Origin of the sequence: Novosphingobium aerophilum (genome assembly GCF_014230305.1) — a bacterium.
GTDB lineage: Bacteria > Pseudomonadota > Alphaproteobacteria > Sphingomonadales > Sphingomonadaceae > Novosphingobium > Novosphingobium aerophilum.
Genome location: NZ_JACLAU010000017.1, coordinates 1 through 14,548 on the forward strand (window position 1 = coordinate 1; position 14,548 = coordinate 14,548).

Genomic DNA, 14,548 nt, shown 5'->3' on the forward strand with positions numbered 1-14,548 from the left:
TTCCGGGGTGGGTGGCCACCCACCCCGGAACTTCATCGCTTCCACCAAAACGAGACACTCTCGTCCAGATACAAGGGGGCCGGTTGCTGTCCCCCTCCACCCCGCTGCCTGCGGCAGCGCGGTCCCCCTCCCCCGTTGTGCTTCGCAAAACGGGGGAGGATCTCAACGTCCGCTCTCAGGCCAAACCCGACCTCCCCGCTTCGTCCCCGCAAATGGCGGAAACCGGCCCCACCAACCCTTGCCTTTCGCGGCGTTAGGAGCCAAATGCGCGCGCAACTTGGGGACGCTTCGCAGGCCCCGGCGCCGGACCAGACTTCATGACCATGATCGACAGCTCTTCCGATGCGACCCCGTGGGACATCGACGCCGACAAGCTGGGCGAGGAGTGCGGCATCTTCGGGGTGATCGGCACCCGCGACGCCGCCCCGATGACCGCGCTGGGGCTCCATGCCCTGCAGCACCGCGGGCAGGAGGCGGTCGGCATCACCAGCTTCGACGGGCAGGAATTCTATTCCCGCCGCGGGATCGGCCATGTCGCCGCCAACTTCTCCAGCGCCGAGGCCCTGGCCGAACTGCCCGGGATCATGGCGGCGGGCCACGTGCGCTATTCCACCACCGGCGGTTCGGGGCTGCGCAACGTCCAGCCACTGTTCGCCGATCTGGCCTCGGGCGGCTTCGCCATCGCGCACAACGGCAACATCTCGAACGCGATGCACCTGAAACGCGATCTGGTGCAGAAGGGGGCGATCTTCCAGTCGACCTCGGACACCGAGGTGATCATCCACCTCGTCGCGACCAGCCGCTATCCCACCCTGCTCGACCGCTTCGTCGATGCCCTGCGGCTGGTCGAAGGCGCCTATGCCCTGATCTGCATGACCCCGGCGGGCATGATCGCCTGCCGCGATCCCATCGGCATCCGCCCGCTGGTGATGGGTCGCCTGGGCCCCAAGGGCAAGGGCGGCGCCACGGTCTTCGCCAGCGAGACGGTCGCGCTCGACGTGGTCGGGGCCGAATTCGTCCGCGAGATCGAGCCGGGCGAACTGGTCGAGGTCGATCTGGACGGCAAGGTCCGCTCGCACCGCCCCTTCGGCAATCCCTCGGCGCGGCCCTGCATCTTCGAGCACGTCTATTTCAGCCGTCCGGATTCGCGGATGGGCGGCCAGTCGGTCTATCAGGTGCGTAAGGCGATCGGCCGCGAGCTGGCGCGCGAATCGCTGGCCGATGCGGACATGGTGATCCCCGTGCCCGACAGCGGCGTGCCCGCCGCGCTGGGCTATGCCCAGGAATCGGGCCTGCCCTTCGAACTGGGCATCATCCGCTCGCACTATGTGGGGCGCACCTTCATCCAGCCGTCGGACGGCGCGCGCCATGCCGACGTCAAGCGCAAGCACAACGCCAACCGCGCGATCGTGGAGGGCAAGCGGATCGTCCTGATCGACGATTCGATCGTGCGCGGCACCACCAGCCTCAAGATCGTGCAGATGATGCGCGAGGCCGGCGCGGCCGAGGTGCACATGCGCATCGCCAGCCCGCCGACCGAGCATTCGTGCTTCTATGGCGTCGACACGCCGGAACGGTCCAAGCTGCTGGCCGCGCGGATGGACGTGAAGGCGATGGGCGAATTCATCCAGGCCGACAGTCTGGCCTTCGTGTCGATTGACGGGCTGTACCGGGCGGTCGGCCTGGCTGGCCGTGACAATGCCTGCCCGCAATTCTGCGATGCCTGCTTCAGCGGCGAGTATCCGACGCGGCTGACCGATCTGGCCGAGCGCGAAGGCCTGACCAAGCCGGTCGAGAAGGTCGCCTGAACCGATGACCGCTGCGGACAAGCCCTTCGCCGGGCAGCTTGCCCTTGTCACCGGCGCCAGCAAGGGCATCGGCGCCGCCACGGCCGAGGCCCTGGCGGCGGCCGGGGCCCATGTGATCCTGACCGCGCGCGACACCAAGGCGCTGGAGGCGGTCGAGGACCGCATTCACGCCGCCGGCGGCACCGCCACGATCGCCCCGGTGGACCTGGCCGAGGCCGACGGGATCGCCCGGCTGGCGACCGCCATCCGCAGCCGCTGGACCACGCTCGACATCCTGGTGATCAACGCCGCGATCCTGCCGCAGCTCACCGCGGTGACCCAGATCGACCAGCCCAGCCTGAACAAGGCGCTGACGGTCAACGTCCTCGCCACCCAGGCCCTGCTCGCCCACTTCGATCCGATGCTGCGCACCAGCACGAACGCGCGGGTGATCGGGCTGACCAGCACCGTCGCCACTGATCCGCGCGCCTATTGGGGGGCCTATGCCAGCACCAAGGCAGCCTTTGAGGTGCTGCTCGATTGCTACGCGCAGGAGGTGCGCAACATCTCCAAGGTCCGGGTGACCATCGTCAATCCGGGCGCGACCCGCACCGCCATGCGGGCGCGAGCCTACCCCGGTGAGGACCCGGCTTCGCTGAAGGGACCGGAAGTGGTCGCCGATCGGCTCGTGGCGCTGCTGGGCGAGGACTTCGCCAGCCCCTACCGCGAGACCATTAACCGCGCCTGACAAGCCTTTCGCAACCCACAAGTGTCACTTTTCATTCGGAAAACCCGGATGGAGGGAGGAACGCCCGGGGCTGTCAGGAAGGACCATGCGCATGACCGGCATTCCCCGCGACGTTCCCTATGACAAGGCCGCCCAGGAAGACCGCTGCTCGCCCCGGGCCAGGGTCGGTATTCCTGCCACGCTCCGCGCGTCCGGCGGGCGATCCTTCCACACCGTCGTTCATGACCTGTCGCTCGCCGGGTTCTGTGCCTCGGCAGTGAACCGGCTGGCGCCCGACACGATCTGCTGGATCACCCTGCCAGGCCTGCAATCGCTGCAATCGCGCGTGATCTGGTGGGACGCCAGCCTGGTCGGCTGCGCGTTCGAGACGCTGCTCAGCCCCTTCGTGCTCGAAAACATCGTCGCGCGCTGGCAACACGAGACCACCTTCCGCAGCGCGGTGTGATCGGGCTGAGCGGACGGCGGGGCCTGGTCCGGATCGGGTGGGGAGTGGGCGTTGGCCTGCGGCTGCGGATAGAAGGGCCAATAACCCTGCCCTATTTCCCCCAACCCCGCTCAGGCTGAGCGGGGTTGGGTGCGGAACCAGAGCGGTATTTCAAGTCCGACTTTGAACGCCAGCGGTCATTGGGGCTGGTCCACCCCGCCTCTGTCCCCGTCATCCCAGCAAAGGCTGGGATCTCTCTCCGGATAGCGCGGCTTCGAAAACGCACATGCCGCGGGAGCACAATCGCCAGAGATGCCAGCCTGCGCTGGCATGACGGGACGCGGGCGCAAAACGCCGTACCAAGCCCCCCGGTCGGGCGGCTCCCGTCAAGAGCCGCTCACTCCCCCTTGATCGCCGCGAAGGCCGCCAGTGCCCGGGCGCGACCCTCCGCATGAGCGATGATCGGGCGCGGATAGCGCGGCGGCCGGCGGACCGGATCGTGGATCTCGGCATCGGACAGGCCGGCCAGTTCGGGGACCCAGCGCCGGATGTAGTCGGCCGCCTCGAACTTGGCCGACTGGGTGAGCGGCGCCATGATCCGCACGAACATGTTGGCGTCCACCCCGCTGCCCGCGCTCCACTGCCAGTTGACGCTGTTCTGGGCATAGTCGGCATCGACCAGGGTGTCCCAGAACCACTGCTCGCCGCGCCGCCAGTCGATCAGCAGGTGCTTGATCAGGAACGAAGCCACGATCATCCGGACGCGGTTGTGCATCCAGCCGGTGTGCCACAGCTCGCGCATGCCGGCATCGACGATCGGGTAGCCCGTCTGCCCGCGCTGCCAGGCGATCAGGTCCGCCTCCGCCTCGGGCCCGGTGCGCCAGGCCAGGGCATCGAACTGGGCCTTGCCGTTGCGGCCACCATAGGCGGGGAACTGCAGGATGATGTTCTGGGCATAGTCGCGCCAGCCCAGCTCGCCCAGGAAGGTGTCGACCGATCCGCCCTGATCGGCCACGGCATGCCAGACCTGCGCGGGAGAGACTTCTCCGAAATGGAGGTGGGGTGAGAGCATCGCCGTGCCGGGCAGGGCCGGCAGGTTGCGGCGCTGTTCGTAGCGCTGCGCCCGCACGACGAACTGCGCGAGTCGCGCTCGCCCCCCCTCCTCGCCCGGCGACCACGTGTCGCTCAGGCCGCCGGACCAGTCGGGACGGGTGGGTCGGAGCTTCCAGTCCTCGAGCCGTTCGCTGGCGGGCCAGTAGGCCGGAGCCTCGAGCCTGGCGGGCGGAGCCAGCGGTGTCGGCGGCGGCAAGTGCTGCTGCAGCGCGCGCCAGAACGGGGTGTAGATCTTGTAGAGCCCCCCGCTTCCGGTGGTCACCGTGCCCGGCGGGGCGAGATAGTTGCCGTGGTGCAACTGCAGGTCGAACTGCTGCTCCACCGCCCGCTCGGCGTTGCGCCACCAGGGCTCGTAATGATGCAGGGCATGGACCGTGCGCGCGCCCGTCTCGCGCCGGATCGCCGCGAGCTCCTCGTGGCAGCGGCCCCGCCGCAGGATCAGCCGCGATCCGAGCGCCTGCAGGTCGGCCGCCAGGCTGGCCAGGCTGTGGTGCAGCCACCAGCGCGATGCGGCGCCCATCCGGCGGTGCTGGGCAATCTCGTCATCGAGGACATAGACCGGGATGACCGGCCCCTTCCGGGCAGCGGCAAGGAAAGCCGCCTGGTCGGCCAGGCGCAGATCGCGTCGGAGCCAAACGATTGAAGGCGTAGTCATCGCGTCCGGGTACCGAAACGGTTGCGCGGATTGCCAGCGGGTTTCTCCGGACCTGCCCCAAGAGACAGGTCCGGCCCGGGCTTACGCCGGATCGCCCGCGGTGCCGCTGACGGTCCAGGTCTGCCCCTTGGCCAGGAGCTTGCCGAGATCGGCCGCCTTGCCCTCGCGCGCCTGACGGTCCTGGCCCAGAACGGCGTCCTCATAGGTCGGCCGCGGATCGTCGTAGAGCACGCCCAGAGCCATCGGGAAGGGTCCGAACGGCATTTCGACCAGCATGTGGGCGATCGCCTTGTTGCGCACGTTGTGGACGATCACCCCGGCACCCTGCCAGTCACCATCGACCACATCGACAACCTTGAGCATCAGGGTTTCGAGATCGAGCGCGATCCCCTTGATCCCGCCCGACTTCTCCGATCCGAACAGCATCGGCTCGCCGTCCTTCAGCCACAACTGGCTCTGCTCGGCCCCCTTGGGCGCGGCGAAGTCGTCGAACCGGTCCTTGTTGTAGACGATGCAGTTCTGGAAGATCTCGATGAAGGCCGCGCCCTTGTGGGCATGGGCGGCCTTGAGCACGCTCGGCAGTTCCTTCGACACGTCGAAGCCGCGGGCGATGAACCGCGCCCCCGAACCCAGCGCGAAGGCGCAGGGCAGCGCCGGGTGGTCGACCGAGCCCATCGGGGTCGACGGGCTGGACGTGCCCTCACGGCTGGTCGGCGAGTACTGGCCCTTGGTCAGGCCGTAGATCTCGTTGTTGAACAGCATGATCTGGCAGTTCAGGTTTCGGCGCAGCAGGTGCATGGTGTGGTTGCCGCCGATCGACATGCCATCCCCGTCACCGGTCACCAGCCAGACATCGAGGTCCGGATTGGCCAGCTTGATCCCCGTCGCCACGGCCGGCGCGCGGCCGTGGATCGTGTGGAAGCCATAGCTTTCGATGTAGTAGGGGAAGCGGCTGGAGCAGCCGATGCCCGAAACGAACACGGTGTTGCTGGGGTCGGCGCCCAGCTCAGGCAGGGTGCGCTGCACCGCCTTGAGGATCGCATAGTCGCCGCAACCCGGGCACCAGCGCACCTCCTGGTCGGTCTCCCAGTCCTTCAGCGTGGTCTGGACCTTCGAGATGGGGGTCATGTCGTTCATGGTTGTTTCCCTCAGGCCAGCGCGGTTTCGATCGCGGCTTCGATTTCCGCGATGGTGAACGGCTGGCCGCTGGTCTTGGTCAGCGGCCGGGCATCGACCAGGAACTGGTCGCGCAGCACGGTCTTGAACTGGCCGGTGTTCATCTCGGGCACGAGCACCTTGTCATAGCCCTTGAGCAGATCGCCCAGGTTGGCGGGCATCGGCCAGATGTGGCGGACGTGGACATGGCTGACATCCAGCCCCTTGGCCCGCGCCCGGCGCACCGCCTGGATGATCGGCCCATAGGTCGATCCCCAGCCGACCACGGCGAGCTTGCCGCCCGCCTCGCCCAGAGTGACCTCCTGCGCCGGGATGCTCGCGGCGACGCCATCGACCTTCGCCTTGCGGGCATCGGTCTGCAACTGGTGCGTGGCCGGCGAGTAATCCAGATCCCCCGTGTCGGGCGCCTTCTCGATCCCGCCGATGCGGTGCATCAGACCCGCGGTGCCGGGCTTGATCCACGGCCGCACGCCGCGTTCGTCACGCTTGTAGGGCAGGACCTTGCCCCCCGCCGGATTGTTGTTTTCCTTCAGGAACGTGGCCGGAAACGGCGTGAAGCCGTCGGGGCTCGGGACCTGCCACGGCTCGGCGGCATTGGCGATGTAGCCATCGGTCAGCAGGATGACCGGGGTCATGTACTGGACCGCGATGCGGCAGGCCTCGATCGCGCATTCGAAGGCGTCGGCCGGGCTGCGCGCGGCAATCACCGGCAGCGGCGCGTCGCCGTTGCGACCATAGACCGCCTGGTAGAGGTCCGACTGCTCGGTCTTGGTCGGCAGCCCGGTGGACGGACCGCCACGCTGCGAATTGACGATGACCAGCGGCAGCTCGGTCATGATGGCCAGGCCCATCGCCTCGCCCTTGAGCGCGATGCCCGGGCCCGACGACGAGGTGACCCCCAGTTGCCCGGCATAGGACGCGCCAATCGCCGCGCAGATCGCCGCGATCTCGTCCTCGGCCTGGAAGGTGGTGACGCCAAACTCCTTGAGCTTGGCAAGGTTGTGGAGGATCGCCGAGGCCGGCGTGATCGGATAGCCGCCGAAGAACATCGGCAGGTCGGCCAGTTGCGCCCCCGCGACCAGGCCCAGGCTGACCGCCTCGGCGCCGGTGACGGTGCGGTACAGCCCGGCCGGGGTCGGCACGGGATCGAGGTGCAGCTTCTTCAGCGGCCCGGCCAGCTCGGCGGTCTCGCCATAGGCATGACCGGCGTTCAGCGCGGCGATGTTGGCATCGGCCAGCACCGGGTTCTTGCGGAACTTGTCCTTCAGCCATTCGACCAGCGGCGCACGGTCACGGTCGAACATCCACAGCGCCAGGCCGAGGGTCCACATGTTCTTGCAGCGCAGGGCTTCCTTGTTGCCCAGGCCAAACGGCTTGACCGATTCGAGCGTCAGCGCGCTGATGTCGAAGGCCATCAGGTCCCACTTCGCCAGGCTGCCGTCCTCGAGCGGGTTGACCTCGTACTTGGCCTTCTCGAGGTTGCGCTTGGTGAACTCGCCGCTGTCGGCAATGATCAGGCCGCCCGGCTTGAGCGCCTGGACATTGGTCTTCAGCGCGGCCGGATTCATCGCCACCAGCACGTCGGGCGCATCGCCGGCGGTATCGATAGTGGTCGACCCGAAGTTGATCTGGAAGGCCGAGACCCCGAACAGCGTGCCTTGCGGGGCGCGGATTTCCGCCGGAAAATCGGGAAAAGTGGCCAGATCGTTGCCGGCCAGCGCGGTGGACAGGGTGAACTGCCCGCCGGTGAGCTGCATGCCGTCGCCCGAGTCGCCGGCAAAACGCACGACGACCGCTTCGGGGGTGGCGCCATCACCCGGCCGCTGGGTGGAGTTCGGTTCGGCCAAAACAGTTGCCATTCTTGTCCTCGCAGGGGGCAATTCCCCCGATATTGCGCCTGGTTCCGGGCCCGGCTCTCGATCGTGTCGCCCTAAGCCACCGGCTCGCGCGGGCCGCAATCCAGAAAAACGTCAGGCCCACAAACCGATGCTTTCAGCCAAAGGCCGTCGCATTCGCCTAGTCAAGCCCGGAGCGTGACGGTAACGCGCATTCATGCCCCCGCACCCGGCCTATCTTGGGCCGCGTGGCGCGGAATCAAGGAACGGGCCCGACGAAGGCCCGGCCAAGCGAGAACAGGACCGCAGATGAACGATTTTTCCGCCCTGCCCTATCGTCCCTGCGTGGGCGTGATGCTGGTCAACCACACCGGGCAGGTCTTCGTCGGCAAGCGGATCGACACACGGCCCGGCACCTCCGAAGGCGACGCCTGGCAAATGCCCCAGGGCGGGATCGACGATGGCGAGGATCTGCGAACCGCCGCGCTGCGCGAGCTGTTCGAGGAAACCGGCGTCGGCGAGAGCCTCGTCACGATCATCGCCCAGACCCGCGAGGAGCTGCTTTACGACTTGCCCGACGAGCTGATGGGCAAACTGTGGGGCGGCCGCTTCCGGGGGCAGCGCCAGCACTGGGTGCTGGCCCGCTTCACCGGAAGCGATGCCGATATCGATCTGGAAGCCCACGATCCGCCGGAGTTCCGGGAGTGGAAATGGGTGGCGGCCGAACAGTTGCCCGACCTCATCGTGCCCTTCAAGAAGCGCGTCTATCGCGCTGTTGTTGAAGAGTTTCGTGAACTGATCTGAGCCGAACTCAGTTGGTCACGGTCGGGCTGGGCTTGATCGCCTCGGCCGAGACCACCTGGGCGGCACCGGCCTTGGCGATCAGACCGGCCAGCTCGCGCGTTTCCGGGCAGGCATCGCCGCACAGGCCCTGCAGCCGGGTCAGATTGCGCTTGGCCTTCTCGATCGCGCCCTTTTCCACCAGGGCGGCACCCTCACCGGAAATGGCGGTCAGGTTCTGGGGGTCGCGCTCCAGCGCCTCGCGATAGTAATGCAGCGCCTTGCCCTGCAGTCCCTGCCGCCGGGTGGCTTCGGCCAGGTCCAGCGTGATTGCCGTGGCACCCGGCTGGATCGCCAGCGCCGATTCGAAGGCATCGATCGCCGCGTTGGGATTGCCTCCGGCAAGGGCCGCCCGGCCCTGCGACACCAGCGCCGCGGCCCGCGGATCGAGCGGTTGCGGCGGCGCGGAATGGCCCACGCTGGCCGACAGGGCCAGCGCCAGGGACAGGGCAACACCGGCCGGGGCAAAGCGCATCAGATCCTCCCGCAAGTCCATCACGATGCCGCCAATCCCCCCGCGATCGCTACGGGAACAGACATGCTCATGAGCGGCTGCGTATCATAGCCGTTCCAGCCTTGCGACGAAAAACCCGTCGGTCCCGTCATGGTACGGCGTCAGCCGCACCCCGTCGCCGCGCGGGCGTCCGGCCCCCAGCGCCAGCGGCGCCGCGCGCCAGCCGGGATGGCGCACCAGAAAGCCCGAAACCTGATCGGCGCCCTCGGCATCGAGCAGCGAGCAGACCACGTGGATCAGCCGTCCCCCCGGCCGCACCAGCGCCGCGGCGACATCCAGCAGCCGGGCCTGCAGCACGGTCAGCCGCGCCAGTTCCCGCTCGTCCAACCGCCAGCGCGCTTCGGGATTGCGACGCCAGGTGCCGGTGCCGGAACAGGGGGCATCGACCAGCACGGCATCGGCCCGGCCCGCCCAGTCGGCGAGGGCCGCCGCCTCGCGCCCGCCATCGAGCAGCCGCGTGGTGGCGATGGTCACCCCGGCCCGCTCTGCCCGCGGCGGCAGGCGCGACAAGCGGGCGCGGTCGGCATCGCAGGCCAGCAGCGTGCCGCGATTGTCCATGGCCGCCGCCAGCGCCAGGGTCTTGCCGCCCGCCCCTGCGCAAAGATCGACCACGGCCTCGCCCGGCTGCGCTCCAACCGCGGCGCAGACCAGCTGCGAACCGGCATCCTGCACCTCGATCGCACCGGCCAGATAGGCTTGCCATTGTTCCACCGGGGTGCCGGGGGGAAAGCGGCGGGCGAAAGGGGCCGGAGTCGGCTCGCCGGGTTCGGGCAGCTCGGCCAGGGCCGCCTTGAGCCCGTTGATGCGGATGTCGAGCGGGGCGCGGTCCAGCAGGGCCCGCAGCTCGGGACCGTCCAGCCCGCTTGCGGTCAGGGCCTGCTCCAGCCAGACCGGAGCGACCCCGGCCGGGGCCACCGGATCGTCGGCAGCGATCGGCGCCGGGGCGTGGCGTGAGCCGTCGAACAGGATCGCCAGCGCGGGATCGTCCTGCGCCAGCCGCAGGACCGCGGCACGGCCGCTGGCGGGGATGTCTCCGCAGGCGCGAATCGCATCGTAGACGATGGCCCGGACCGCCCGCCGATCGCTGCTGCCGGCAAAGCGCCGGGTGCGGAACCATTCGGTGAACAGCCGGTCGGCCGGAGCGCCCTTGGTCCGCGCCGCGGCGATCACCGCATCGAGGATCTCGATCGCGGCCTGGACGCGCGCCTGCGGGGTCATGACGCGGCCCGCCGGAGCGCACAGGTCACAAGCAATGGGGATTGAACCATACCTGACCTCGTTCGTGTCGAGCAAAGTCGAGACAGGCCGCCCATCCGTGTCTCGACTTCGCTCGACACGAACGGATGCAGGGAAGCGCAACGGCCATTCAGGCCGTCGGCGACTCCCCCGATCTCACCCCACCTTGTAGTTCGGCGCCTCGCGGGTGATCGTCACGTCGTGGACGTGGCTTTCCTTGAGGCCGGCGTTGGTGATCCGCACGAAGCGGGCCTTGGTGCGCAGTTCGTCGATCGTGGCGCAGCCGGTGTAGCCCATGGCCGCCTTCACCCCGCCGACCAGTTGGTGGATCACGTCCTTGGCCGGCCCCTTGTAGGGCACCTGCCCCTCGATCCCCTCGGGGACCAGCTTCATCTGGTCCTTGATGTCCTGCTGGAAGTAGCGGTCCGCCGATCCGCGCGCCATCGCGCCGACCGACCCCATCCCGCGATAGGCCTTGTAGGCGCGGCCCTGGTACAGGAAGGTCTCACCCGGGGCTTCCTCGGTCCCGGCCAGCATCGAGCCGACCATGACCGACGAGGCGCCGGCGGCCAGAGCCTTGGCGGCATCGCCCGAGGTGCGCAGCCCGCCGTCGCCGATCACCGGCACCCCCCGCTCGGCCGCGGCCTCGGCCGCTTCCATGATCGCGGTAAGCTGCGGCACGCCGACGCCCGCGACGATCCGGGTGGTGCAGATCGAGCCCGGCCCGATCCCCACCTTCACGCCATCGGCCCCGGCATCGATCAGCGCGCGGGTGGCCTCGGCCGTCGCCACGTTGCCGGCGATCACCTGGGCCGAGTTGGACAGGCGCTTGACCCGCTCGACCGCCCGGGCGACGTCGCGGTTGTGGCCGTGGGCGGTGTCGATGATCACCACGTCGCATTCGGCGGCCAGCAGCGCCTCGGTGCGGGCATAGCCCTTGTCGCCCACGGTGGTCGCCGCGGCGACGCGCAGGCGGCCGGCGCCATCCTTGGTGGCATTGGGATAGGTGACCGCCTTTTCGATGTCCTTGACCGTGATCAGGCCGACGCAGGAATAGCTGTCATCCACGACCAGCAGCTTTTCGATCCGCCGCTGGTGCAGCAGGCGGCGCGCCTCGTCCTGGCTCACCCCGGCCTTGACCGTGGCCAGGTTCTCGCTGGTCATCAGTTCGCGCACCGGCTGCGACGGATTGTCGGCGAAGCGCACGTCGCGGTTGGTCAGGATGCCGCACAGCCGCCCGTTCTCCTCAACCACGGGAATCCCGCTGATGCGGTGCGCCTGCATGATCGCGCGGGCCTCGCCCAGGGTGGCCGAGGGGGCGATGGTGATCGGATTGACCACCATGCCGCTTTCGAAGCGCTTGACGGCGCGGACCGCGGCGCACTGTTCCTCGACCGACAGGTTGCGGTGGAGCACGCCGATGCCGCCGAGCTGCGCCATGACGATCGCCATGTCGGCCTCGGTCACGGTGTCCATCGCCGAGGAGATCACCGGAATGTTGAGCGCGATCTCGCGGGTCAGGCGCGTCCGGGTGTCGGCCATCGAGGGCAGGATGTCGGATTCCGCCGGACGCAGCAGCACGTCGTCGAAGGTGAGGCCGAGGGGAATGTCGATCAGTGCCACGGGATGCCTGCCAGTCTAGAGGGCCTGTTTCGGAGCCGCCCGGGGCCCCTGGGGTCGATTGTGGCGGCCCATGTAACCGCACGGGTGGCCGGGCACAAGGCGGTTGCCGACGGTTTCGGTCGCCCCTTGAGGCACGCCGCTCAACGCGCCAGAGGCACCCGGCGCGGGTCGGCGAACCACTTGCCCAGCGCGACCAGGAAGCTGACGTCCTCGGCCGCGCCGCCCAGCTCCAGCCCGGGCTTCACCACGTCGCTCGGCCGGTGATAATCGCTGTCGAAGAACCGCTCGAGCAGGGTCAGGTCGCCATAGGCGCTGGTCACCATCACGGCGGGCACGTCATGCTGGAGCAGCATCCAGCCGTCCTGGCGCTTGACGTAATCGTTGGCCTGGCTGCCGGCCACGACTGTCCGACGGTTCGCCTTGGCCACGGCCAGGATCTGCGGATCGAGCGGGGTCATCCCCCGGCCCACGATCGCGAGGGGAGTCCCCGCCGGAGCGATCGCGACCGAATCGATGTTGAAGGCAGCCACCACCTGCTTGAGCGGCAGGGGGGGATTCTCCATCAGCGCCGCCGCGCCCAGCAGGCCCAGCTCCTCGGCCGTGGTCGCGACGAAGTAGATGTCCCGCTCCGGTTGCGGGGCCCGGCTCAGCCGCCTGGCCACCTCGGTCAGCGCCGCCACGCCGCTGGCGTTGTCGACGGCCCCGTTGCAGATGGCATGTTCGGCCGGAGGCGAGGCGCATTTGCCGAAGTGATCCCAATGCGCCAGGAACATCACCGCTCCGCTGTCCGGCCGGCGCCCTTCCAGCTTGCCGATCAGGTTGTGGGTGCGGATGGTGGTCTCGCGGGTGGTGGCCTCCATCGTCGCCAGCAGATCGAGCGGGCGCGGGACGAAGGCCGGATCAGCCGCCGCCGCCTTGAGCGCGGCCAGATTGGTCCCACTGCCCAGCAGCAGGCGATCGAAGCTGTCGGCGCCGATGAAGGCCTCCAGGTCCCCTCCCGGCATATCGCTCGCCAGGGCATAGCCGGAGCGCCGGCGCCGGGCCGCAACCTGGTCGAGCGTCCGATCGCTGTCGAGCACGGTCAGCACCGCGGCGGCGCCCGCCTTGAGCAGGGCGTTCTGACGGTCGCTGTCGCGCTGCCCGCCATCGAGCAGCACGGCGACCCGTCCGGCCAGTTCGTTGCGCCCCAGCCGGTCGGTGCGGATGCCAGCGCCGACGAACAGCATCGGGGCGTTCTCGATCAGTGCCCGCTTGCCCGAGGTCAGCGTCAGCACCGCCCCGGGCGGCACATAGAGCCGCTTGCCCTTGCGCGCGAAGACGGCGGCGGAGGCGGCCGGTTCGCGGGCCACCAGGGTCACCGGCGCGAACCACGGGTGCCCGGGATCGTTGGTGCCGGACACCAGGCCGATGTCGAACCATTGCTTGCCCAGGTAACGCAGCGTCTTGGCCTCGCCCTCGGTGCCGGGTTCACGGCCCTCGAACTCGTCGCTGGCAAGAACGCGGATATGGGCCAGGAGCGCCGCCTCGAGCGCCGTGTCACGGCGCGGCGGGGGCGCGGCCGCAGCGAATTCAGGCGCAGGGGCCAGGATCAGGGCGGCCGCCAGCACGCCCCACCGGGCCACACGCTTCATCGCTGCACCCACACGCTTCATCGCCCCTTTTGTGAACGACAACGCTTTGGGGGACAAGGTTTCCCCCAGAAAATGCGCAACCGTTGCATCAAAGTGACGCCTGCCCCTGCGGACAGGGTTGAGGGTCCGATCAGCCCCGGAGAACAGCGCGTGCGGAGGGGTGGTCGGGGCGGTGCCCGTTGGTCATTGGCTGTCGGTCATTGGGCCGTCCAGCCCCCGTCCATCGAGATGTTCGATCCGGTGATCTGCTGCGCCGCATCGCGGCACAGGAACACCGCCAGTTCGCCCAGATCGGACGGCTTGGCGAAGTCCTTGGTGGGCTGGCGTTCCAGCAGGACCTCGCTGATCACCTGCTCGCGCGTCATGTTGCGGGCGGCCATCGTATCGGGAATCTGGTTCTCCACCAGCGGGGTCCAGACATAGCCCGGGCTGATGCAGTTCGCGGTGATCCTGGTCAGCGCCAGTTCGAGCGCCAGGGTCTTGGTCAGGCCCGCCAGACCGTGCTTGGCCGCGACATAGGCCGACTTGTAGGGCGATGCGGTCAGCGAGTGGGCGCTGGCGATGTTGATGATCCGTCCCCAGTTCTGCGCCTTCATGTGCGGGATCGCCAGGCGGCAGGCATCGAAGGCGGCGGTCAGGTTCAGCGCGATGATCTGGTCCCACTTGGCCACCGGGAAGTCCTCGACCGGGGCGACGTGCTGCATCCCGGCATTGTTGACCAGGATGTCGACCGCGCCGGCGGCCGCCATCATCGCTTCGACCCCGGACCGCTGCGACAGGTCGGCGGCGACGTGGCTGGCCTGCAGTTCGTCGCACAACTGCGCGATCAGCTCGGGCGCGCCGAACCCCGACAGCACCACATCCGCCCCCTCCGCGCGCAGGGCGCGGGCAATGGCCAGGCCGATGCCCGAAGTGGATCCGGTGACAAGGGCCCGCTTGCCGGCAAGAAACATGATCGACTCCCGT

The 14,548-nt window shown here is 68.7% G+C and carries 12 protein-coding genes; 4 read left to right on the forward strand and 8 right to left on the reverse strand.

Annotation, left to right across the window (positions count from 1 at the left end; all coding sequences use genetic code 11):
- Positions 1–317 precede the first annotated feature (317 nt).
- The 3 genes from purF to H7F49_RS11090 all read left to right on the forward strand — a co-directional run bounded on the left by purF (position 318) and on the right by H7F49_RS11090 (position 2,980).
- On the forward strand, positions 318–1,808 hold the full coding sequence (purF, locus tag H7F49_RS11080; RefSeq protein WP_235982094.1) for an amidophosphoribosyltransferase: 1,491 nt from the start codon (positions 318–320) through the stop codon (positions 1,806–1,808).
- A 4-nt stretch (positions 1,809–1,812) separates the two neighbouring features.
- Positions 1,813–2,535 (forward strand): SDR family NAD(P)-dependent oxidoreductase, encoded by a 723-nt coding sequence (locus tag H7F49_RS11085; RefSeq protein WP_185683671.1) that lies wholly within the window; start codon positions 1,813–1,815, stop codon positions 2,533–2,535.
- Positions 2,536–2,626: 91 nt separating this feature from the next.
- Complete coding sequence (locus tag H7F49_RS11090) at positions 2,627–2,980, forward strand: PilZ domain-containing protein (protein WP_185683672.1); 354 nt, start codon at positions 2,627–2,629, stop codon at positions 2,978–2,980.
- 376 nt (positions 2,981–3,356) lie between these two features.
- Here H7F49_RS11090 and H7F49_RS11095 read toward each other — a convergent pair whose 3' ends face one another.
- The 3 genes from H7F49_RS11095 to H7F49_RS11105 all read right to left on the reverse strand — a co-directional run bounded on the left by H7F49_RS11095 (position 3,357) and on the right by H7F49_RS11105 (position 7,762).
- The gene (locus tag H7F49_RS11095) at positions 3,357–4,727 is read right to left on the reverse strand and encodes a cryptochrome/photolyase family protein (RefSeq protein WP_185683673.1); all 1,371 of its coding nucleotides are present in this window, start codon (positions 4,725–4,727) and stop codon (positions 3,357–3,359) included.
- 81 nt (positions 4,728–4,808) lie between these two features.
- Entirely contained in the window at positions 4,809–5,864 is a 1,056-nt protein-coding gene (locus H7F49_RS11100) for a 2-oxoacid:ferredoxin oxidoreductase subunit beta (protein WP_185683674.1), read from the reverse strand.
- 11 nt (positions 5,865–5,875) lie between these two features.
- Positions 5,876–7,762: a 2-oxoacid:acceptor oxidoreductase subunit alpha gene (locus H7F49_RS11105; RefSeq protein WP_185683675.1), complete on the reverse strand. Its 1,887-nt coding sequence runs from the start codon at positions 7,760–7,762 to the stop codon at positions 5,876–5,878.
- Positions 7,763–8,047: 285 nt separating this feature from the next.
- On the opposite strand from H7F49_RS11105, the gene H7F49_RS11110 reads away from it, so the two are divergent.
- Complete coding sequence (locus H7F49_RS11110; RefSeq protein ID WP_185683676.1) at positions 8,048–8,542, forward strand: RNA pyrophosphohydrolase; 495 nt, start codon at positions 8,048–8,050, stop codon at positions 8,540–8,542.
- Between the two features lie 7 nt (positions 8,543–8,549).
- Here the strand turns inward: H7F49_RS11110 and H7F49_RS11115 are convergent, their stop codons facing one another.
- The 5 genes from H7F49_RS11115 to H7F49_RS11135 form a co-directional block, all read right to left on the reverse strand.
- Positions 8,550–9,053, reverse strand: a complete 504-nt coding sequence (locus H7F49_RS11115; RefSeq protein ID WP_235982095.1) for a tetratricopeptide repeat protein — start codon at positions 9,051–9,053, stop codon at positions 8,550–8,552.
- An 84-nt stretch (positions 9,054–9,137) separates the two neighbouring features.
- On the reverse strand, positions 9,138–10,310 hold the full coding sequence (locus H7F49_RS11120) for an RsmB/NOP family class I SAM-dependent RNA methyltransferase (protein WP_185683678.1): 1,173 nt from the start codon (positions 10,308–10,310) through the stop codon (positions 9,138–9,140).
- Between the two features lie 174 nt (positions 10,311–10,484).
- On the reverse strand, positions 10,485–11,942 hold the full coding sequence (gene guaB / locus H7F49_RS11125) for an IMP dehydrogenase (protein WP_185683721.1): 1,458 nt from the start codon (positions 11,940–11,942) through the stop codon (positions 10,485–10,487).
- A gap of 149 nt (positions 11,943–12,091) precedes the next feature.
- Positions 12,092–13,603 (reverse strand): M20/M25/M40 family metallo-hydrolase, encoded by a 1,512-nt coding sequence (locus H7F49_RS11130; RefSeq protein ID WP_235982096.1) that lies wholly within the window; start codon positions 13,601–13,603, stop codon positions 12,092–12,094.
- Between the two features lie 176 nt (positions 13,604–13,779).
- Positions 13,780–14,535, reverse strand: coding sequence for a 3-hydroxybutyrate dehydrogenase (locus tag H7F49_RS11135; RefSeq protein ID WP_185683679.1), 756 nt, complete (start codon positions 14,533–14,535; stop codon positions 13,780–13,782).
- Between the last annotated feature and the right edge of the window lie 13 nt (positions 14,536–14,548).